This is a genomic window from Pseudoxanthomonas putridarboris, assembly GCF_038321125.1.
GTDB classification, from domain to species: Bacteria; Pseudomonadota; Gammaproteobacteria; order Xanthomonadales; family Xanthomonadaceae; genus Pseudoxanthomonas_A; species Pseudoxanthomonas_A putridarboris.
Genome location: NZ_JBBWWT010000016.1, coordinates 1 through 20668 on the forward strand (window position 1 = coordinate 1; position 20668 = coordinate 20668).

At 61.8% G+C, this 20668-nt stretch carries 18 protein-coding genes and 1 pseudogene; all 19 read right to left on the reverse strand.

The window, feature by feature from the left end; all coding sequences use genetic code 11:
* Nucleotides 1-253: contractile injection system protein, VgrG/Pvc8 family (locus AAD027_RS18600; RefSeq protein WP_341727534.1), on the reverse strand; the 253-nt coding region annotated here is incomplete at its 3' end.
* Between the two features lie 35 nt (nt 254-288).
* Nucleotides 289-1713 (reverse strand): type VI secretion system protein TssA, encoded by a 1425-nt coding sequence (gene tssA, locus AAD027_RS18605; protein WP_341727535.1) that lies wholly within the window; start codon nt 1711-1713, stop codon nt 289-291.
* 5 nt (nt 1714-1718) lie between these two features.
* Nucleotides 1719-2393 carry a type VI secretion system-associated protein VasI gene (gene vasI / locus AAD027_RS18610; RefSeq protein WP_341727536.1) on the reverse strand — a complete coding sequence of 225 codons (675 nt, stop codon included), beginning with the start codon at nt 2391-2393 and terminating at the stop codon, nt 1719-1721.
* A complete protein-coding gene (locus AAD027_RS18615) occupies nt 2390-3898 on the reverse strand; it encodes a sigma 54-interacting transcriptional regulator (RefSeq protein WP_341727537.1) in 1509 nt (502 codons plus the stop codon). The genes vasI and AAD027_RS18615 overlap by 4 nt, the downstream gene beginning before the upstream one ends.
* Before the next feature lie 71 nt (nt 3899-3969).
* On the reverse strand, nt 3970-6564 hold the full coding sequence (gene tssH / locus AAD027_RS18620) for a type VI secretion system ATPase TssH (RefSeq protein WP_341727538.1): 2595 nt from the start codon (nt 6562-6564) through the stop codon (nt 3970-3972).
* A gap of 144 nt (nt 6565-6708) precedes the next feature.
* Nucleotides 6709-7032 (reverse strand): hypothetical protein, encoded by a 324-nt coding sequence (locus AAD027_RS18625; protein WP_341727539.1) that lies wholly within the window; start codon nt 7030-7032, stop codon nt 6709-6711.
* 80 nt (nt 7033-7112) lie between these two features.
* A complete protein-coding gene (locus tag AAD027_RS18630) occupies nt 7113-7676 on the reverse strand; it encodes a hypothetical protein (protein ID WP_341727540.1) in 564 nt (187 codons plus the stop codon).
* A 44-nt stretch (nt 7677-7720) separates the two neighbouring features.
* Nucleotides 7721-8251, reverse strand: a complete 531-nt coding sequence (locus tag AAD027_RS18635) for a hypothetical protein (RefSeq protein ID WP_341727541.1) — start codon at nt 8249-8251, stop codon at nt 7721-7723.
* Between the two features lie 26 nt (nt 8252-8277).
* Nucleotides 8278-9513, reverse strand: a complete 1236-nt coding sequence (locus AAD027_RS18640) for a PAAR domain-containing protein (RefSeq protein ID WP_341727542.1) — start codon at nt 9511-9513, stop codon at nt 8278-8280.
* Between the two features lie 37 nt (nt 9514-9550).
* Nucleotides 9551-10369 (reverse strand): type IVB secretion system protein IcmH/DotU, encoded by an 819-nt coding sequence (gene icmH / locus AAD027_RS18645; RefSeq protein WP_341727543.1) that lies wholly within the window; start codon nt 10367-10369, stop codon nt 9551-9553.
* A 1-nt stretch (nt 10370) separates the two neighbouring features.
* Nucleotides 10371-11708, reverse strand: coding sequence for a type VI secretion system baseplate subunit TssK (gene tssK / locus AAD027_RS18650; protein ID WP_341727544.1), 1338 nt, complete (start codon nt 11706-11708; stop codon nt 10371-10373).
* 3 nt (nt 11709-11711) lie between these two features.
* Nucleotides 11712-12473, reverse strand: a complete 762-nt coding sequence (gene tssJ / locus AAD027_RS18655) for a type VI secretion system lipoprotein TssJ (RefSeq protein WP_341727545.1) — start codon at nt 12471-12473, stop codon at nt 11712-11714.
* 70 nt (nt 12474-12543) lie between these two features.
* Nucleotides 12544-13908, reverse strand: coding sequence for a type VI secretion system-associated FHA domain protein TagH (gene tagH / locus AAD027_RS18660; protein WP_341727546.1), 1365 nt, complete (start codon nt 13906-13908; stop codon nt 12544-12546).
* A complete protein-coding gene (gene tssG / locus AAD027_RS18665; RefSeq protein WP_341727547.1) occupies nt 13905-14927 on the reverse strand; it encodes a type VI secretion system baseplate subunit TssG in 1023 nt (340 codons plus the stop codon). The genes tagH and tssG overlap by 4 nt, the downstream gene beginning before the upstream one ends.
* Nucleotides 14891-16642 (reverse strand): type VI secretion system baseplate subunit TssF, encoded by a 1752-nt coding sequence (gene tssF, locus AAD027_RS18670; protein ID WP_341727548.1) that lies wholly within the window; start codon nt 16640-16642, stop codon nt 14891-14893. Before tssF ends, tssG begins: the two co-directional genes overlap by 37 nt.
* 21 nt (nt 16643-16663) lie before the next feature.
* Nucleotides 16664-17092 (reverse strand): type VI secretion system baseplate subunit TssE, encoded by a 429-nt coding sequence (tssE, locus tag AAD027_RS18675; protein ID WP_341727549.1) that lies wholly within the window; start codon nt 17090-17092, stop codon nt 16664-16666.
* Between the two features lie 12 nt (nt 17093-17104).
* On the reverse strand, nt 17105-18577 hold the full coding sequence (gene tssC / locus AAD027_RS18680) for a type VI secretion system contractile sheath large subunit (RefSeq protein ID WP_341727550.1): 1473 nt from the start codon (nt 18575-18577) through the stop codon (nt 17105-17107).
* Nucleotides 18578-18619: 42 nt separating this feature from the next.
* Nucleotides 18620-19135: a type VI secretion system contractile sheath small subunit gene (tssB, locus tag AAD027_RS18685; protein ID WP_341727551.1), complete on the reverse strand. Its 516-nt coding sequence runs from the start codon at nt 19133-19135 to the stop codon at nt 18620-18622.
* Between the two features lie 734 nt (nt 19136-19869).
* A pseudogene (locus AAD027_RS18690) lies at nt 19870-20515 on the reverse strand (IS3 family transposase); the annotation flags it as partial.
* Nucleotides 20516-20668 lie beyond the last annotated feature (153 nt).

Below are 20668 nucleotides of genomic sequence, written 5' to 3' on the forward strand. Positions count from 1 at the left end.
AGCCGCTGGCGCCCTGCTCGAACGCGGTGACGATGCCGTGCACCTGGCGCACGGCCACGCCGCCGCGGCTCAGCGTGAAGGTCGCCGCCACGTCCAGCAGCGCGTCGAAGTCCATCGACGACTCGCCGCTGGCCAGCTCCAGTTCCAGACGGAACGGCGTGGACAGGCCCTCGCTCAACCCAAACCGAACCACCTCGAAGGACGGGCCCTCAGGTATCTCGAAATCAAAGCGGTAATCGGATTGCGTGGGCATAAGCATCTTGCTCCTGGACAAGATCTATCAATGGACTATTGAGGTTGTTGCCCGCTCTTCGCGCGCACGTGGTTGAAAAGTTCGGGTTCCCACTGGCTCGCTGTCTGCTCGCTCATCACGTGAGCGACGCTGGCATACAGGTCTTGTGCAAGCCATGTCAGGCCGCGGGCAGTCAGCAAATCCGCTGCGGCCGCGCTGGCGTAGTGGCGCTCGCGTGGCGAGGTGCCGGCACCCTGCCTGGATTGCAGCTGGAGCAGGACAGCCTCGACGCTCTCCCCTTCCTTCTGCTGCACCGCCAATTCGCCCTGCATTGCCGCCAGCGCGGCCGATGCCGGCGATGCGGCGCTGCTGTCGCTGGCGCCGGACAGCCAGGCGAAGGTGTCTTCGTCGATGAAGCGCGAGCCGTCGCTGAAGCACAGGTCGCGCAGGGTCGGGAGCCGGCGCACGAAGCGTTCCACGGCCGTCTTGATCACCAGCGCGACCATCGGCATTTCCAACCGCTGCGCCACCGTGGCGGCCAGCAGGCTGCCGCGCAGCCAGTACGGGCTGGAGGCAACGCTCTTCTCGATGCGCAGCAACAAGGCGGGGCTGATCGCGCCGGCGGCAACGACTTCCTGGTACTCGGTGCTGATGTTGACTGGCACGCTCATCATCTCCGTGCGCTGCTCGCGCTTGATCGGAGGCGTGGCATGGATGCCCGACCACAGCGCATGCCGGCGCAGCAGGTAGCCGGTCGGTTCGTAGGCGTCCTGCTGATTGATGAACTCGGCCAGCTTCAGGTACAGGGCGCGTGTTTCGCGCTCATTGCCGAGGGGCGATTCGCTGCGCGTGGTGAAGAACTCGGAGCCCACCATCTGGCCGCCGTGCTGTTGCGGCGATGGCCCGGCCGGGCGAGGCGGTTCATAGGGCGCGCGCTTGGCGGCGTCGCCCGCAAGTTTCAGTCCCGGCCGGAGACGGTCGGCCAAGGACGGCACGATGCCGTGCCTGCGCTCGGCGCGCTCCAGCGCATCGATGGCGGCGTTGGCGCGCGCCTGGATGTCGTCGGAGTGTCCGTCTGACGGAAGTTGCTTGAGCGACTGGCTGAGCCGGTCGCCAAAAGCGGCCAACTGCTTGCGCTTGGCGGTCATGCCGTCCGCCCCGGTTCGCGGATAGGCGTTCAGCCAGTAGGCATCGACCATGCCGGCGATCAGCCGCAGCGACTGAATCCAGCCTTCCCATTCCCGGTTGCGCAGCCAGGCGCTGCCCAGGTGCCCCACCACGCGGAAGTGCTTGCACTGTTCACGCAGGTAACGTCGCGAGGCATCTTCAACCAGCGTCCAGTCCAGAGTCCCGGCCTGCATGCCGCCGAGCTTGACCATCTGCATCTCGACTTCCAGATACAGTTCGTCCTCATCGTCGAAACGGCCCTCCGGCACTTCCTTGGAGATGGGTGCGAGCAGATCGCGTTCGATGTCGCTCATGCCGCTCACCAGCCGCATGCCTTGCGCTGGACGTCGATCAGTCCCCCCAAGCCCTGTGCGTCGAAGCGCAGGCCGTCGAGCTGTGGCAGATCGCTACTCACCTCCAGGTGGTTTCCCGAGCCCAGGCGGCGCACTACGTCGATCCCCGCCAGGCCACGGCCGGCATCGACAAGGGTGCCGTCCTCGAGCACTTGCCAGGTCTGCCTGGGCACCACGGGGCGTCCGTCGATACTGAGGGCGACGTTGACCTGGTTGCGACCGACCGGCGGATGGAGAATGAACTGCAACCGGGTGATGTTGGCGATGCAACTAATCGTCAACAGTGGCCGCGGCGCCTGCCGGTTGATTGCGGGCGCGGAGATCAGTACCCGGCGCTGCCCGGGCGTTGTGCGATCTTCCGATTCGACCATGCGGAAGCGCATATCCCCGACAGGCCGCGACTTCTCGTGCGCGGCCACGGCCAGAACGATGTCCGGTACGCGGCGCCGGATGGCGGGCACATTCGCCTGGATGGTTGTCAGCGGCGTGCCCGCGGCCTTGTCGAAGCACTCCAGCCGCTGCAACGCCGAGGAAATGCCGGTGCAATGGGACAGCGTGGCAACCGGCTCGGCCGCGATGACGGGGATCGCAAATACCACCATCAAGGCGGAGGTACGTGCCAATGTGTGGGACAGTTTCATGGTGTACCTTCCAGGCCGAATTTCTTGCACTTGTGGGCCAGGGTGCGTCGAGGGATGCCCAAGCTTCGTGCGGCGCGCAGGCGCGATCCGTTGAAGTGTTTCAACCGGTCTGCAATGACTTTCTTCTCGAAGATTTCGCAAGCCTGAACCAGACTGGTGGTCTGCATGAGCGAATCGGCCAGCGGGCTTGCATCCGGGCTTGATGACGGAGTGCCTTCGGCCGGCTTGTCCTGCACAAGCAACCCGCGCAGCCCATCGGCATCGATCAGGCCGGTGCCATCCACACGCTCGCACGCCACCTGTATGAGCGTCAGCAGTTCCCGCACGTTGCCCGGAAAATCATGCGCGATCAGCAAGGCCCCTGCTTCGGCGGAAAGCCCCGTCACATTCGCGTGCTGTTCGCGGTTGTGCTGCGCGATCGCATGTTCGGCCAGCACCAGAATGTCGGCGCGCCGCTCACGCAATGCGGGCACCGACAGGCTCAGTTGACGGATGCGGAAATACAGGTCTTCCCGGAACTGCCCTTGACGCACGAGTTCGGGCAAGGGCCGATGTGTGGCGCAGATCAGGCGGAAATCGGAACTGCGTTCTTCGACCTCGCCCAATGGGCGATAGCGCTTCTCGTTGAGCAGGCGCAGCAGGGTACCTTGCAGCGGCAACGGCATGTCGCCGATTTCGTCGAGGAACAAGGTGCCGCCATCGGCGGCGGCGACCAGACCCGGCCGGCTTCGGTCGGCGCCGGTATAGGCGCCCTTGGCGGCACCGAACAGTTCCGCCGCGATCAGATCCGGCGCGATGGCCGCGCAGTTCAGCGGCACGAATGCCTTGCTGCGACGGGGCGATACCTGGTGGATCAGCCAGGCCGCATGATCCTTCCCCACACCCGTTTCACCGGTGATGAGCACCGACATTTGGGATTCCGCCGCGGCAATCACGTCGGCACGCAGGCGACGGGCCACCACACTGCGCCCGACCAGCGCCTCTTCGACACGCCGCGCATCGCCGTCCGTCGTTGCGGACGGTTTGCCCCGTTTCGTCGCGTCCGGCTGCGTCTGCTCGCGCTGTCTGGCATACGCCAGCAAGCGCTGGAATATGTCCAGCAACGCGCTCCACTCATCGCTGTGCTGGAAGCGTCGCAGTTCGTCGGCGGTGCCTCCCAGTATCAGGACGGCCACGGCCTGGTTGCGTTCCCGGTCGCGCAGTGGAATCGACAACAGCGCAGGGGCGGCTTTCATCGCAGCCACCAGGCTGCCGAGACCGGCATCGGCATGGAGGCTGCTTTTCGCGTCAGTCACCAGGCAGGCCTTGCCTTGAACCAGGCAGTAGACCGCCGGATGCTCCAGCGTGCTCATGCCGATCTGCGGCAACCTGGCCATGGCGACGCCCATCCCGGCGATGGGCAACAGCACCTTCCCCGCAGCATCCGGGCGATAGCAGGCCATGGCCGGTGCTGGCGCCTGCGCGAGTGTGCCTATGACGCTCAACGCCACGGCCGCAAGCTCCACGACCCCAGTCGCGCTCAGGGATGCCTGAACAACTCTCAGGGCGGACAGTGCATCGATGTCGCCTGTCCCCTTCACGTCAGTTCGGCCACGAACTTCTGATCCTGGGCATCCAGAACCGCTTCGGTGAAGGGTTCGCCGTTCGCCAGCCGGTTCAACACCGACAGGGACAGCGGCGGCAGCAGTTCGCCATCGATGCTGGCGTCGAGCATGCGCGCGCCATTGGCATGGCGGACGCATCGCGACTTGAGGATGTCGCGTACCGCATCCGTGACCCGCAACGTGGCGCCGTAGCGGCCGGCGAACTGCTTCTGCAACCGTGCCAGGCGATGATCGACGATATCGGCCAGCACGGCTTCGTCCAACGCGCCGTACTGCACCACCTGCATGCGCGCCAGCAGCGCCGGCTTGAAGAAGCGCGACAGCTGCGTGCGCATCGTTTCCTCGTCGAGGCGCTCCAGGCTGCCGTTCGCATCCTCGAAACCGAGGTTGGAGGTCAGGAAGAACAGGATGTTCTTGCAGTCGATCAGTCGGCCTTCGCCATCGGCCACCTCGCCCTTGTCGAAGGCCTGGTAGAAGATGTTCAGCACTTCGGGATGGGCTTTCTCGACCTCGTCCAGCAGCACCACCGAATAGGGCTTCTGCCGGATGGCCTCGGTCAGCACGCCGCCTTCGCCATAGCCGACGTAGCCCGGGGGCGCACCGAGCAGCCGCGACACCGTGTGCTTCTCCTGGTATTCGGACATGTTGATGACGGTCAGGAACTGCTTGCCGCCGAACAGGTGGTCGGCGATGCGAAGCGCGGTCTCGGTCTTGCCGACGCCGCTGGGGCCGACCAGCAGGAACGCGCCCAGCGGTGTGCCCGGACGACGCAGATCGGCCATGGCTGTGAGCAGATGGCGATGGATGTGATCGACGGCCCCGCCCTGCCCCTTCACATCGGCCTTGACCACTTCGGGCAGGGCGCTGAGCCGCTTCATCTGATCGCCGCTGATGGTGCTGACGGGGATACCCGTCCAGCCGGCGATGACCTGGGCGATCTGTTCCTCGCCCACATCGGCATGCAACAAGGCGCCCTCGCGCTGTACCTGGCGCAGTTGCTCGACCAACTCGCGCAGCCCGTCCCGAAGCGTATCGTCCACCGTGTCGGCCTGGCCCCGCTCTTCGACCAGCGCCCGCTGCGCCAGGATCTGCTCGACCAGAACCTTCTGCTGTTCCCATGCCTGGGCGATGCGTTCCCGCTCCGCCGCGAGTTCGATACGGCGCTCGGCCAACACCCCGATCCGTGCCGGATCGATGGCCTTCCCGGAGTTCAGGTCGCGTGTCAGCATTTCCGTCTCGGAATTGACCTGCACCACGGCGTTGTCGATGGCCGCCAGGCGCCGTGGTTCGCCCGCCAATGCCGTGGCGACGCGAGCGCAAGCCGTGTCGAGCACGTCGATGGCCTTGTCGGGCAACTGCCGGCCGGCCACGTAGCGCGCCGACAGGGCCGCCGCGGCCTGCAGGGCGGCATCGCTGATGTAGACCTGATGCGCGGCCTCGTAGACGGTGCGCAGGCCGCGCAACATGTGCACCGTCTGTTCGATGCTCGGCTCCATCAACTTGACCAGTTGGAAGCGCCGCGACAGGGCCGGGTCTTTCTCGAAATACTGCTTGTATTCCGACCAAGTGGTGGCGGCGATGGTGCGCAACTCGCCACGCGCCAGCGCCGGCTTGAGCAGGTTGGCCGCATCGCTGCCGCCGGCCTGATTGCCCGCACCGATCATGGTGTGCGCTTCGTCGATGAACAGAATGATCGGCACCGGCGAGGACTTGACCTCGTCGATCACGGCCTTCAGCCGCTTCTCGAACTCGCCCTTGACCGATGCGCCCGCCTGCAAGGCACCCATGTCCAGGCCCCACAGCTGCACGGGCTTGAGGTCTTCGGGCACCCGCCCCTGAGCGATGCGCAACGCCAGGCCCTCGACCAGCGCGCTTTTGCCAACGCCTGCATCACCCACGGCGATGGGGTTGTTCTTGCGGCGGCGCGAGAGGATGTCGATCATCAGGTCGATCTCGTCGTCGCGCCCGAGTACAGGATCGATCCGCCCCTCGACCGCCCGCTGCGAGAAGTTGAGGCCGTACTTGCCCAGCGCGGTCTGCGCTTCGCTGGTGATCGGCCTCGCGCCGCCTGCATCGGCCGGCGCTTTCGGCACTTCCGCCGAATCCGCCAGCAACGCCGCGAAGTTCTTGCGCAACGTCTCGCGATTGATGACTTCCAGGCAACGGATCGCCGACAGGGGCAGATAGCGCGCCGGGTTCAACAACAATGCCAGCAGGATGGAGCCACTGCGGATGCTTTCCTCGCGCAGTTCCAATGACCCAAGCAACCAGGCTTCCTGCAACAGTTCAATCAGCAGCGGCGAGAAGGCGGGGTACTGCCCTTCGTGGACATTCTGCAGATCGAAGCTCTCGGCCAGTGCATGCTTCAGCGCATCGGGCTCCACCGCGGCCTGCTTCAAGATCAGCCTGACGTCGCTGAAGGGGTTGTCGATGAGCTTGAACAGCAGCTGCGACACGGTGACTTCCGCACCCGCCTGGCTGATGGCAAGGCTGGCAGCCTCCTCCAGCGCATGCCGGGCGGAATCATTCAGGCGTTCCATCAAGGTGGCGAGTTCGATGCGGATCATGGCGTTCTTCTACGAGCGATCGGGAAATATCTGTTCGGATTCGGGGTTCATCGAGTCCGCCGGCAGCAATACCAGCGGTTCACAACCTTCAGCACTGCACCCCCAGTAGCGAACTGCATTGCCGTTTTGCCACGTTGCGGTGGCTCATCCATTGATCTTGAATTGCCATGTCTTTCCTTCGTCACGCAGTTCGCCTGAGATGGAACATGGCACCTGATAGAACTGTCCATAGGGACTCTGTTCGTAGGATTCGCTGAAGGAAAAAAAGCGCTCCACCTGTTCGCTGGACAATCGCCAATCTTCGCAAACTGGTTTCAAAGCCTCATCACCGCCAGCTTGAAACTGGGGTGCATCGACCCTGATCACCTCAAAGCTGGCGGCGGATTCGGCGTCGGGGGAATAGGAGACGGGGCGGCACGATAAAAGTCCCAGCAGGCTCGTTGTCGCGACGATAGAAGCCAGCCCCAACAATGCCTTCCGAACCAGGGCGCTTATGCGCGTGGCTCCAGGGCTCTGGGCAGCTTGCTTGTCTGTACCGCGCCTCACGCTCACGGCCCGTCCTCGATGCCGCACACGTCCCAACGCCGCTTCTCTGCCTTCTTGTCCCAACGCACATCGTGGACTTGAGTCTTGCCCGCTGCGTCCCGGGTTAGGCAGAAGTACCCCTCATATCTCCGGTTTATCCAGCCGTCACCGCCGCGGGCCGGAATATCGGAGTTGAACCAAAAACTGTAGGCCACTCCAGACCGTAGCGTCGGGGCCGGTCCTGTCAACTCCCGGCCTAGGCGAGTGTCGCCATAGACGATGCAAGCGTCCGGCGTCAGGGACACGGGCGGATTCCCCGACAAACCCAACGCCCAGATCGAATCTGCCCTTCCACCGATGCGCTGGTAGACATCAAGGAGGGCGAGTTTGGGTGATGCCTGCCTGGTCTCGGCGCTGTCGGCCACGGCAAAGCATGGCAACTCGCCGACTTGCTGAACCCGACCATCCTGATGGATGCCTTGGTGGATGGCTTGCAGGCTCCATGCTCCCCTCACACTGACGCAAGCCGCAAGCGGCAGCATCGCCACCAGCAGCACGCACAGAGTCTTCCAGACCCGGGCGTTCATTTGCTGGCCTCCATGGTTTTTGAAAGACTGTTCGTGCTTGTCATCTATCTTCCATACTCAATGCCACACATCTCAGCGCCGCTCTTGTCCCGACGCAGGTCATGAACCTGAAACTTTCCGACTGAATCTAGGCTCAAGCAGAATTCACCGAAGTATTCGCGGTTGCCATAATCATTCTCATCATTCCCGAAACGGATAATAGAGTTGAACCGAAATCCGTAAGTCACGCCCGGTCGCAGCAACGGAGCCGACCCTAGCCTCTCTTCCCCCCTGCCATTATTGCTGCCATAGGCGATGCAATCGTCCGGCGCCAGACTTACAGGCGGGTTCCTCGAGAAGCTCCATTCCCAGATACTTTTATCCGGCCCATCGACAATCTCAAAAACATCAAGGGATCTGAGTTCGGGTGGTGCGCGCATTGCCTCGTCACTGTCGGCCACAGCAAAGCATGGCAACTCGCCGACTTGCTGAACCCGGCCACTTTGGTGGATTCCTTTGTGGATAGCGTGCAGGCTCCATGCCCCTCTCACGCTGACACAGGCCGCAAGCGGCAGCAGCAGCATCACCAGCAGCATGCACAGAGTCTTCCAAACCAGAGCGTTCATTTGCTGGCCTCCAAAGTCTTGGGCAGGCTGCCCCGGTCGCTCGGATTGAGAATGAAATCGGCCAGGGCTTGTTCCAGCATTGCCCGGATATCAGGTGTGTGTTCGTATTTCACTTCGTACATCTGCTCCCGCGCCTTCGGAGACCCGACTATCGCCACCAAGTAATAGTCGGCCAGCAGATTTCCTTGCGCCTCCATGTTGAAATCACACAGACGCTTGTCGGGGGCGAGGGTGTAGCGGTAATTCTCATCGTCACCGCCACTCTTGGCGTGCAGCCTTAACCCCACCCGCTTGACTGGGTAGCCCAACTGGTACTGCCAGACGTGTGTCATCTCGTGGATGAACCACTTCTGATAGTCCAGATCTTCCAACATGAAATCGTCCTTGTAATGACCTGTCGGCCAGTACATCTCCCCGTTCGGCGTGACCGCCGTGTCCTCTTTCTGCCTGCCGAAGAACAGCCAGTAGCCGCCGTGGTGCACCTTGACCCGGGCGTAGTCGATCGCGGCTCCAAACACCGATTGCGCCATGCCGATTTCGCCTTGGGTCAAACCGCGCGACTTGCCTTTCGCAATCTCGACCTGCCGGACGGAAACACCGAGGTCGGCGCTGTGGGTGACGATGCCGTCAAGCTCCAATGCCGCCACCTCGGCCTCATCGCTACCCTGCGCGGCATGCTGGGCGCAGCACAATGACCCGCCCGCGCTCAATTCGGCCTTGACCACCTGCGATGGCGTTTCCGTTTCGATGCGGCAGGTCTTGCCCTCGGCATCTGTGACGCCCTCGACCTTGCCGCCGTCTTCCAGATGGAGGGTGTAATGGACGTTGGCCAGGCTGACGCCGCGCGGCGTGACGAACCGAAGCTGCTCGTCGTAGCGCACAAGCCCGGCCATGCCGGCAGCCACGGCAGTCGCCGCCGGTGCCAGAAATGCGCCACGGGCCGCCGATGCCGCCGTGCTGGCGGATTCCTTGACGAACTCGACGCTGCTTTGAGTGCCCGCGATCAAGGTCGCGCCACAACTTGTCCTGTCCCCCGGGGCGGCCACTGGCTTGCCCTCGACCAGCCATCCGGCCTGGCCCGAGACGATCGTGGTCATGCCATGAAGGGGGCACGACACCGCACTGCCGACGTGCGCGACAGGAGCGCCATTGATGGCGGCTCCGTCATAGCCGGTGAGCACCTTACCGCCATGATCCGTCGTATCTCCCATCACAACTGCAAAACCGAACATTTCCCTGCCTCCCTCAAGAAGTCGATGAGCTCACCTGCTACGGCGCCAATATCTTGTCCAGCGCCTGGAGCACTTCGGATGTGACCAGGCTCAATCGGAAGGCATAGACGAAGTAAGCCGCCGCAAGCACACCCGCGCCGACGGCCCACGGCGTCCACCAAGGCAGACGGCGGTCATAGCGGTAGTTGCTGGGAGCCACGTTGGTGCTGGCCTCGCCCAGTTGCTCGGGCGCGTCGCCGCGCATCTGCCGAAGGACGCGATGCAGCTTTTCGATGATTCGCTGCAATTCCTCGTTGCCGTTGTGCTGAACCTGGTACTTGCCCTTGAAGCCCAGGCACAGGCAGATGTAGATGAACTCCAGCATGTCCTTGTACTGCTCGGGCTCCATCAACATCCGCGACATGATGGTGAAGAACTTCTCTCCGCCCCACGTCTCGTTGTGGTACGCGCTCAGCAGCGAACGTTCCGCCCAGACCGATTGCGAGCCCCACGGAGTTCCCATCACCGCCTCGTCCAGAAAGCTGCACAGGCAATAGCGGTAGGCCATCAGCACTCCGTTGTCGTAGCCCAGGGAGCGGACTTCTTCGCCGATGGCCGCGATCTGGTTGTGCACCCTGTCGTAGAGCGCCTGAACCTCGGCGTCATTGTCCATCCTGCGAATCCGGATCGACAGCCCCAGCAGCGGCGTGGCCGCATCCACCAAGGCGTTGTAGCTATGGCCGCGAAGCTGGAACCACAGATCCGCGTCATGATCGATGCCCCGGACGGTGTCGAATGCGATGTCGGACTTCCGCAGGATGGGACGGTCGGGCTGGTCATATTGGAACGGCACGGGGGTGGGACGCTGTTGGTTCATGTCACTGGCTCCGGATGGCCCACAATTGCATTTCCAGTTCCGGGAAATCGCCGGAGATATGGAAGCTGAAACCCGCGGTGTCGCGCATCATCTGCCACGCCGGGTTCCCTCGGTCGAGCTGGAAATACGTGAAGCCCGCGTGATACGGCAGATGACGCGGAGCCACCGGCAGCGGTATCAATGGAATACCCGGCAACTGCAGGTTGACCAGGCTGTTGATCTTTTCGATGGAAGCCAGCTTGGCCTGCTGCACGAACACCTGGCGCAATCGCTCCAGTGGCATGCGCGCGCGCACCGCGAGGATGAACTCTGCATTTTCGATCAAGCGGCGATCCTGCACGGCAGCGCTCAGTACGCCGAACTTCTGCTTGATGATCGGGATGGAGACGGCGCGGGGCTGCAGCACGGTACTCAGGGTGCGCCGGAGCGTCTCTTCCAGGGTACGGAACGACTCGCGCAGATTCTCGTGCTGGTAGGCGGGGTACTCGGCCGGCAGGCGCCCTTCATCGGTGAAGGTGACGAGTTCGCCGCAGGCCTGGCAAAACGCGCGGTAGAGTTCCTCGGGGTGCAGGTGGCGCGAACGGGCCAGATGCTGGAACAGCGGGTGCATCCGGTTCAACGCCTGAAGCAGGTTGAAATCGGTGATATCGGCGACGCCCGACTGTGCCGGCGAGCCGATGCGCTCGGCGATGTTCTTGGCCCGCTCTCGCATGAGGCCGGCTACCTCGCCCAGGAAGCGGCTCAGCGTCGGCACCGCATTGATCGACATCGCGGTCGCGTAGTGCGCCTCGTCCAGTACCAGGCTGCCATCCGGCCGTCGATCCAGGATGCGCGCCATCGGGATGGAGGTGAAGGCGCTGCGGTCGTCGCGCTCAAGCATGAGCTGGAAATTGAACTTGGCGACGTCTATCGTGACGTGGTCGCCGTCTTCGCTGTGCACGTCCTTGATTTCGGTCTGCCCGGCCGCGTAGCGCCGATGTGCGTAGGTTTCGGGCCACTGCACTTCCAGCGCTCCCTCGGAACGCAGCGGAAGCGCCAAATACACCGTTTGGTTGACCGCCGAAATGTCCGATATGGTCAGCGGCGATGGCGACGGCGTCTCCGCTGGTATCTCGAAGACGCTGCCATCGGGCATGACGCCGCGAGCCCGCAGCAATGCGATCTTTCCGAAGCTCAGGTACTCGCTGTTGAGTTCCAGTTCGCTGAAGCCATAGAGGTACTGGCCGACGCCGCTGACGCGCTGATGGACATGGTGCTCGAAATATCTGGCTTCCTGCTGGAAGTGCTGAGGCTTGACGAACAAGCCTTCTTTCCAGACCACCGGGCTTCGTGATGACATCGGTCAATCCTCACTCTTGATCTTGACGCCGTGCTCGTCGAGCGAGACCAGCAATGGGTATTTGCCACCGGTCGGTTCGATACGAAGAACGTCCTTCCAGGTGACGGAATCGGTGTCGTGGTAGCTGGCCACGACGCCGATGAAATGGGTGGTGGACTTGACCGGGTAGAAGCGCACGAACTTGAACTCGTTGGGCTTGATCACGTACTCGTCGTGATCCACATAGCTCTTGCCGAGGACTTTCTCCGGATTGGCTGCCAGCGCGTCCGAGTCGGCACTGAGAAACAGGCCGTTGTCCTTGAGCTGGAAGACCTGGATTGAGATCGGGCTGGCGTTGCGCGAGCGGGCAAGCGCAGGCGAGCCGGTATCCACGACCGGGTTGCTGCCCTCGCGATACTGGCCGACCTGGCGTGCGACGCCATCGCCGGCTTCCAGAGTCGCGCTTGAACCCACGCCGTCAGCCTGCACAACCTTCGGACTGCCCAGCGCCACCGGAGCGCCCGCCTTCTGCCGGGCCTGCATTTCGCCCTCCAGCACCTGGGTCGTCGCCTTGAGCTGGGTCAGCAAGTCGCCAAGATCGTCGCTGGACAGATTCACCCGGTAAGGAGTGTCTTCGTCGGTAGAGGGCAACTCTTCGGCCGGGACGTACAGATTCGGATTCACGCCAGCCGACGCGTTGATGCTCAGCGCTACCTGCGATGGCTGATCCTTCAGTTCGCCGACCGGGATGCTGGGGTCTTTGAGCACCTTCAGGGTTTTCTTCAAGGCCGTGCAGCCGCTGGCGCTCGCCACAAGGACGAGAAGCAGACCGCAGGTGCGCAGACACCGAAGCACCTCAGTCCCCGCTACGCATCGCGCGATCGTAGGCCTGGTCGAAGACCTCCCAGAACAACTTGTCGAAACCCTGCTGGCGGGAAGACATCAGTTCCTCGAAATAGTGCCCATACATGTTCCAGAGCCAGCCAGCGTCTTGCTGGCCCTGGTTGACACCGGCATAGCGCTCGAAGCGCTTTTCCAGTGCTTCCGGCGAGAACGCACCCAGCAGGGCGCCGAGCGCCGACTTCACCGCGACGGCAATGGCTTCGTTGTGTTTCGCCACTTGCCCCAGGCTCTCGGACACCGCGGCCTGCGGGGCCAGATGGACAGGACTGCGATTTCCGGAGAACAGTGCGTTGGCCGTGTCTTCGTAGCTCCGCTGCAGGCGCAACGGGTTGTCTTCGATGGGCTGTAGCGTGCGGTTGAGGAGACCGGGGCCGCGACCGTTGTGCGGTGCCTCCGCATACAAGGCCGATATGCCCTCTACTGCGGCCTTGAGCGCTCGGCCCGCCTCGTACAACAGGTGGTGCGCCTGCTCCGAATCCAGGTGACCGAGCGGGATGCCCAGCCCCTGTCCCAGCGGGATCAAGGCGACGTGGAGACCCTCCGCGTTGGCTGGATCAATTGCGTCTCGCCATGGCATCGGTCTGGAAGCACTATGTTCGTTGTCCATCGGTCGGGCGCCTCCTCGGGCTAATGTCACGTTGCTGACTGCTTCAAAATTGGTGTCCGCCAGATCGGCTTGGATCACCGACTGGTTGGACAAGCCGTAGTGGATGCGATCCAACGGTGCGCGAGCACTGCGCTTTGCCTCGAGCTGCCTGGCGGCGGCATCCAGCGCAGCCAAGGGGTCTGTACCGCCACGCACTGGCGAAGGCTCGGCGAATGCGGAGAGTTCGTCTTGCGCAATGCCATAGCCGTGCCCATGCTCCGACATCGGCGCAGCCGGTTCAGACAGGCGATCGAACTGTGAGTCCTGATCGTTGAGGATTTCCCCCAGCGATTGCTGGCCGAGATGGCGGGTCGGATCGGTCGATGCATGCCCGGACTCGTCCAGGCTCACATTGATCCGGTAGGGGCCAACGCGCACCACATCGCCATCGTTGAGGCGGACGATTCGCTCCGGGCCCAGCGGATCGGCAGCATCGTTGACCCAGGTGCGCCCACTGCGATCCACCACACAATAGGCGCCGTCGACCACCATGATTTCGGTGTGGATCGGTGCAACACCACCGCGGATGTCGGAGAGTTGCCAGTTCGCTCCCCGACTGCCTATCGTGCCGCCGGCCATGTCGAAAACCTGCGAAGGACGGCTACCGAACTCCAGTACTTCGGGGTTGGCCACCACCAGATGGATCTGTCGAGTCACGGGCTGACTGTTCATTGGCGCACCTTGATTCTCACGACCGATTCCTGCCGCAGCAGGGAGTTGTTGCCGGCGAACGTGGTCCAGCCCAGATTTCCTCCGCGGCTGGCGTCGAGTTGAAAGGGGGGAATCTCTTGCTGGCGCAGGCCGAGTTCCAGGTCGTAGGCCAGTTGGTCGCGCAGCAGGAATTCGATCAGCTTGCTCAGCGGGAAGAAGTCCTTGCCATTGGGCAGGAAATCGCGGAATCGGCGCTGGGTCAGCCCCGAGATCGCGATGACAAAGCTGTGTTCGTAGGTACGGACGCGGTCGCCGATCATGAAGCTGTCGCCCAACGTACCTGCCCGCTGCCCGAGCCGGGTTCTCTGCTCGTCGGGAATGTCGATCAGCTTGGGCTGGAACTCGCGGATGGCGACCTGCTCCAGATCGAAGCAATGGGCGATGATGCCGGCCACGACCGTGGGAGAGCGGCTTCGACTGGCAACCAGACCGGCATAGGTCAGCAAGCGGCTCCAGGGGATGGGCGCCTGCCCTCGCAGCCGTTCGTCGTTCAGGCCGATCAGCGAGAACACACAACGCGAGAAGCGGTCGCGCGCGCCGTCCTGGAAACGGACGTGATACCGGTACTTGCGCCAAGTCCGGTGCAGCAGCGTCAGCAGCCGGTGATTGAAGAAGTCCAGAAAGGCGACACGCAGACCGTTACCGTGGGCATGGTCGCTCGCAACCCGCTCCAGATAGTGGCCGGGCAAGGGGGAGTCCGGCCCGTGCAGGCCAAGGAAGCTGACGACCAGGCGGTAGCTGTCCTGCGCATACCCCTCCAGTCGGCCGGCCGCCAGAACGTCGGACGCCGGGAATCCCAATCCCGGGTCGCTCTCGAACACGATCCGCTCCGTGGACGGGTCAGTGTCCAGAAGCTGTTCCATGTTGTCGCCGTGCAGCCGGTGCAGATGCTCAACGAGGCTGAAGAACGCATAGTTCTTCGCATCATCCAGCAAGGGCCCGGCTAGATCACCGGCTGGTTGCCTCGCTGCAGCGGCCATGAGTAGGTTTCGTTGTTGGTGAGGTTCTTGACCTCGAGGAGATGGAACGAGTTGATGCTCGCGTAGAGTCCGAAGAAGTGGGACAGCACAGTGCCGAACAGGTAGACCTCGCCCTCGCAAAGGAAGGCTTCCTGATCCAGATCAAGCACGGTCTTCAGCCCGCGCACGGGCAGCCCTTTGATCAGCGTATTGATGGGTAGTGTCTTGGCGTCGCGTATCCCCTCCAGGCGCTTGCGGCTGTTGCGCTCGGATTGGATGTCATGCAGCGCAGCGAAATCGTAGGCGCGGATGACCGCCTTCAGCGGCTCGGTGCCGAGTAATGAGAGATAGTTCAGCGACAGGTTGGAGATCAACGTCCAGTGCAGGCTGCCGTCCAGCACCGGCCGGTACGGCTCGGTTGGCTGCATCAGGCTGGTGAAGGTCACATAGGACGGGATTCCCTGTGTCGGAATGCGAATGTCCCCTGCACTCAGCACCACCGGCAAGTCGCGGTTGGTGCAGGTGAGATCGGCCGAAATCGTCTCGCGCTTGCCGATGTACTGCGTCTCGTCGCCACGAACGAAGGCGATCCGGTGCCGCAGGCCATCGTCGGTTGCCTTCTTCTCGACGCGGGTGCGGTAGTAGAGGGCATTGCGACCTTGCGAACGCTCAATTTCGTGCTGGAAGGAGTTGAAGTCGTGGTACTCGCGGGTGAGCCCGCCCGGCCGCGCCGCTGACTTCACTTCCCAACCGGTGACCCGATCCACACTGAACACCTCGTAGGCGTGCGGCAGGCCTCCCGATGGCAGCACGGGATAGTCGCTCGCCTGCCCGTCCAGGCTCACGGGCTCGGCATCGTGGGAAAACAGGTTTACCGCGGGAACGCAGTGCAGCGCGATGTCAGATGTCCGCACCTTGATGTCAGCGGGCATCGGGCGCGAGTAGACAAACTCCAACCGCACGGCCTGACCGGTCGCCGCCGGCCAGATTGAGCGGAGCCGGTTAAGGCGGATGAAGTAGTACCGGCGCGGGAAGGCAAAGTATTCCTGCAGGATGCGGTATCCGTCGAAGACATTGCGCGGGTACGGCAGCAGAGCCTCTTCCGGCTGAAACCCGGGAAACCCGATGTGGGCAGGGTTGAGCTTGCGAACCTCGTCCCCCACGACGATGCGAACCTCGTCCAGGTAACGGGCCGTCCAGAGATAGAGTGTCAGCGCCGTATAGTCGTCGCCGCTCAGATGCAGGTCGAGCTGGTCGCAATCGATCGCGTCGAGGTTCTGGTCGGAAAGAGTCTGGAGATCGATGCTGACCACCGACTTTTCGCGCGTGTGCGAATCACGCACGGCGTTGATGCGCAGTGGGTAGATTTGCAGGTCGCTACAGGTACGGAACTGGCACGTGACCCCGTCCACGGGCACGGATGCCAACATGGAACCCTGCGGGATGGTCTGGCGCTCGGTGATGGCGCGATCGATTGGATCGAAGCGCACGATGGTCATGCTGGGGATGGGGCGCAGGTAGTTCGGCCAGAGCAACTGCAACAGGGAGTGGGTCAACTCCTCGAAGTCGTCTTCGATCTTGAGTCGCAACTTTGCGGTCAGGAACGCGAATCCTTCCAGCAGCCGCTCCACGTCGGGATCAGCCGCCTGTTCGCCCAGGAACCGGGCAAGTTGCGGGTTGTGCCGTGCGAACTCCCGCCCCTGCAAACGCAGGTACGTCAGTTCATCACGAAACATCCTGCGCAGTGACATACGACCTCAGATGACGCTGTAGTGGCGGTTGTGGCCATTCAAGATCAGATCCATCTCCAAAGCCTCTTCGTGGGTGTTGACTGTCATGACACAGTCCAGCCTGAAAGTGAGTTCAAGCGGGGTATCGGGATTGGGGAGCAAATGGACGTCGCGTACCGCGACCCGCGGCTCATAGGCTTCGATCAATTCCCGGATGCTGCGAGCCATGCGGATCAATAGATCAGCTGAGCCTGAAGCCGAATTGTTGAAATCGGGAAGCCCGAGGTCAGGGCTGCTCTGCGAGCAGCCCTGCCTGGCATTCAGCAGCGATTCGATCTGCCGTTTGATGCCCTGAACCCGTTCCGCGAGATCGTTGCGCGCCTGCAGGCTTCGCCGCAGGGGCGCCTCGGGGTTCAATCGCTCGAACAGACTCCCGCGTCCCAACTCCCTGGACATATCAGTTCAGACCTATTCCTTGTCGAGGCGTCCTACGAGTGAGAGTTCAAAGTTGGCCCCCATGTACTTGAAGTGCGGACGCACCGCCATCGAGACCTGGTACCAGCCCGGATCGCCCGCGACGTCCATGACCTCGACTTTGGCCGCGCGCAAGGGCCGGCGGCTACGCACATCGGCCGGCGGGTTCTCCTGGTCGGCGACGTACTGGCGGAGCCAGGTATTCAACTCGCGCTCCAGATCCTGGCGCTCCTTCCAGCTTCCGATCTGCTCACGCTGAAGCACCTTGATGTAGTGCGCCAACCGATTGATGATGAACATGTAAGGCAGCTGCGTTCCCAACTTGTAATTGGTTTGCGCCTCCTGCCCTTCCTTGGTCTTCGGGAACAGCTTCGGCTTCTGGGCCGAATTTGCCGAGAAGAACGCGGCGTTGTCGCTGTCCTTGCGCATCGTCAGCGGGATGAAGCCTTCTTCCGAAATCTCGAACTCCTTGCGATCAGTGATCAGGACTTCGGTCGGAATCTTGGCCTGCAACTGACCCAGGGCCTCGTACAGGTGGACGGGAAGATCCTCCACGGTGCCGCCGGACTGTGGGCCGATGATGTTCGGGCACCAGCGGTACTTGGCGAAGCTCTCGGTGATCCGGGTCGCCATCAAGTACGCCGCATTGCCCCACAGGTAGTTTTCGTGGGACTCCTTGATGCCTTCGTTGTAGCTGAACGAGCGCACGGGGTTTTCCAGCGTGTCGTAAGGCTGCCTGAGCAGGAACCGCGGCATTGCCAGGCCCAGGTAGCGAGCGTCTTCCGATTCGCGCAGCGAACGCCACTTGGCGAAGCGCGGGCCCTCGAAGATGTCCTTGACTTCCTTGAGGTTCGGCAACTCCTGGTAGCTGTCGATGTTGAAGAACTCGTGCCCGGCCGCCGTGATGAACGGCGCATGTGCCATGGCGCCCACTGTGGCGACGTAGTTCAAAAGTTTGACGTCCGGCGTCGAGGGGCTGAAGTAGTAGTTGCCGACGACGGCCGCCACCGGCTCGCCGCCAAACTGGCCGTAGCCTGCCGAATAGACATGCTTGTAGAAGCCGCTTTGGGTGACATCCGCCGCGCCCTCGAAATCCTCAAGCAATTCTTCCTTGGTGATGTGGACGATTTCGATCTTGATGTTCTCGCGGAAATCGGTGCGATCCACCAGCAATTTCAAGCCTCGCCACGCCGATTCCAACTGCTGCACGTCGGGGTGATGCAGGACAGCGTCCATCTGCTGACCGATCTTCTGATCGAGTTCAGCGACCATCTGATCGACCATCCGCTTGTTGACCGGCTCTTCCCGATCCTTGGTTTTGAGCATTTCCGAGATGAATTCGGCGACGCCCTTCTTGGCAACCGAATAGCCCTCTTGGCTCGGCTCCAGCTTGGTCTGGGCCATGATCTGATCGAGCAGCGTATTACCTGACTCAACCTGTGCAACGCTCTGACGCTTGGCATCCATGGTTCACTTCCTGTCTAGTAGCAAAATCGTGAGAAGCAGGAATTAGCCCTGCTTCCCTTCCGGCTTTTCCAAAACAAGTTCGAGTTCTTTGGCAAGCTTGTCGCGCGCCTTGGGATCGGCCAGCAGTTCCTGCAACTTGGAGCGGAATGCGGGCACGTTGCCGAGTGGCCCCTTGAGCGCGACCAGGGCCTCTCGCAAATCCAACAGCGTCTTGAGCTCCGGTATCTGGTTGGCAATCGCGTCCGGAGTGAAGTCCTTGAGCGACTTGAAGTTGAGATTGACTCCTATGGTGGAGCCGGCACCGGAACCGGAGAGGCGATCTGGCACATCCACATTGAGCGAGAGCTCTGCCTTTTCCAACACGGCATCGAAATTGTGTTTGTCGATGCGGACAGATTCGCGTTCCTCCAGCGGCTGTTCCTCGCCGTGCCCTTTGAAATCCCCGACCACCACCAACTTCAGCGGCAACTCCATCTCTGCCTGTTGGTCGCCCGTATTTGGCACGTATTTGATATTGATGCGCTCTTTTGGAGCTACAGATCCGTCTTTTTTTGACATCGTCAATGACCCGCGAAGATTGAGGAATATCGCTACCGTCTATCGCTGACGCGAATAGACGCGAGGCGCGCTTACGGCTCGCGCCATGAATTCGATCAAGTTCAGTGGAGTAATCCGCCCCGGCAGCTTGCCAATACGCAATCTCCCTGACGTACAACTCTCTTTCCTTGAGCCGATTCCACAATCCGGAGCCAGCCGCCTTGCAAGGCTGTACTCACTAGCGAGCTATAATCAATCTAGCACGAGGCTACGAGCATTTACATCCATTCCAGATTCGGAAATACTTACTGTTAATCGATTAACAATAATAAATTTCCATGAGGAATAGGCATCTATTTTAGCAATACCGATCTTCTGTGAGAAAGATAACTTTTAACGCTGATCATTTAACTGTTAACAAAATCATATTTTCGCTATTGCATCTATAGCGTGACTTGTACAACATTAGACATCGGCGAAGCCATAAATTTCATGGGATAAAATGTGAGCCTTCTCAGACACTCCTGGAAAAGTCGCTTTTGACACGGCACCCACAGGTAAGCGCGATCTTTGAGCACATCCACCTGCTTCCGTAGCAGATTGGATGAGCCAAATTCAGGGCGTCGTAGCCTCTAAGAGACAGCTTCTTGGGTGGAAGAACAAGCGGATGAATCTGCGCCACCCACTACATTGCCGTGGCCGAGGAACTGAATCGCTCTTGGTTTCGTAGCCGCCTACAAGCCTGAAAGTCCCGGCTACTGCTCGAACTCTACGGGAGAGACGCCTCCGTTGGAGCCATGCCGGCGCTTGGGGTTGTAGAACATCTCGATGTAGTCGAACACCTCGCTTCGTGCCGCGTCCTGGCTCGGGTATATCTTGCGCTTGATCCGCTCCCACTCGAGTAGTTGGAAGAAACTCTCCGCTACCGCGTTGTCGTGGCAGTTGCCCTGCCGGCTTATGCTGCAGACGATCCTGCGGATTTTCAGGAACGCCTGCCACCCAGCGCCGGTGAACTGACTGCCTTGGTCCGAGTGCAGCATCAGGCCGGGCGCGGGCTTACGTCGCCACACGGCCGCCAGTAGCGCCTGTAGCACTAGGTCCACATGCATCTGCCCCCTGCATCGCCCAACGCACGATCTGGCGAGAGTAAAGATCAAGCACCACCGCCAGATACAGCCATCCCTCGTGCGTGCGGCCGCTCTCCAGCCATGCCTGCTTGATCAGGCCCAGCAACCGCTGGTCCTCGCAATGGCGCTCGCTGTGCGGCTTGCGCTGTCAGGCGTAGAACCCGCTGCACTGCACGCTCAGCACGCAACACATGCTGGCCACGCGGAGCTGCTCCAAATGCGCCTGCATGAACGCGTACTTTGCCCTTACCCTTTGGCGAAGTACGGGGTGACTACCGGGTTCTCCAGCAGGTTCACCTCGACCATTGGCCTGCTGCCGGTTCCGTGGACACCCTCCTAATGTAGTCCCGCCTGTTTCTCGAACTCGATGGGGCTGACATAACCGATCGTCGAGTGCCGCCGCAGCGGGTTGTAGAACCGCTCGATG

Bases quoted from the DNA above. Each gene is read 5' to 3' on its own strand.
- tssA (WP_341727535.1), bottom strand. From the start codon at position 1,713: ATGAGCGACATCGAACGCGATCTGCTCGCACCCATCTCCAAGGAAGTG.
- vasI (WP_341727536.1), bottom strand. From the start codon at position 2,393: ATGAAACTGTCCCACACATTGGCACGTACCTCCGCCTTGATGGTGGTA.
- tssH (WP_341727538.1), bottom strand. From the start codon at position 6,564: ATGATCCGCATCGAACTCGCCACCTTGATGGAACGCCTGAATGATTCC.
- AAD027_RS18630 (WP_341727540.1), bottom strand. From the start codon at position 7,676: ATGAACGCCCGGGTCTGGAAGACTCTGTGCGTGCTGCTGGTGGCGATG.
- AAD027_RS18635 (WP_341727541.1), bottom strand. From the start codon at position 8,251: ATGCTGCTGGTGATGCTGCTGCTGCCGCTTGCGGCCTGTGTCAGCGTG.
- AAD027_RS18640 (WP_341727542.1), bottom strand. From the start codon at position 9,513: ATGTTCGGTTTTGCAGTTGTGATGGGAGATACGACGGATCATGGCGGT.
- icmH (WP_341727543.1), bottom strand. From the start codon at position 10,369: ATGAACCAACAGCGTCCCACCCCCGTGCCGTTCCAATATGACCAGCCC.
- tssK (WP_341727544.1), bottom strand. From the start codon at position 11,708: ATGTCATCACGAAGCCCGGTGGTCTGGAAAGAAGGCTTGTTCGTCAAG.
- tagH (WP_341727546.1), bottom strand. From the start codon at position 13,908: ATGAACAGTCAGCCCGTGACTCGACAGATCCATCTGGTGGTGGCCAAC.
- tssG (WP_341727547.1), bottom strand. From the start codon at position 14,927: ATGGCCGCTGCAGCGAGGCAACCAGCCGGTGATCTAGCCGGGCCCTTG.
- tssF (WP_341727548.1), bottom strand. From the start codon at position 16,642: ATGTTTCGTGATGAACTGACGTACCTGCGTTTGCAGGGGCGGGAGTTC.
- tssE (WP_341727549.1), bottom strand. From the start codon at position 17,092: ATGTCCAGGGAGTTGGGACGCGGGAGTCTGTTCGAGCGATTGAACCCC.
- tssC (WP_341727550.1), bottom strand. From the start codon at position 18,577: ATGGATGCCAAGCGTCAGAGCGTTGCACAGGTTGAGTCAGGTAATACG.
- tssB (WP_341727551.1), bottom strand. From the start codon at position 19,135: ATGTCAAAAAAAGACGGATCTGTAGCTCCAAAAGAGCGCATCAATATC.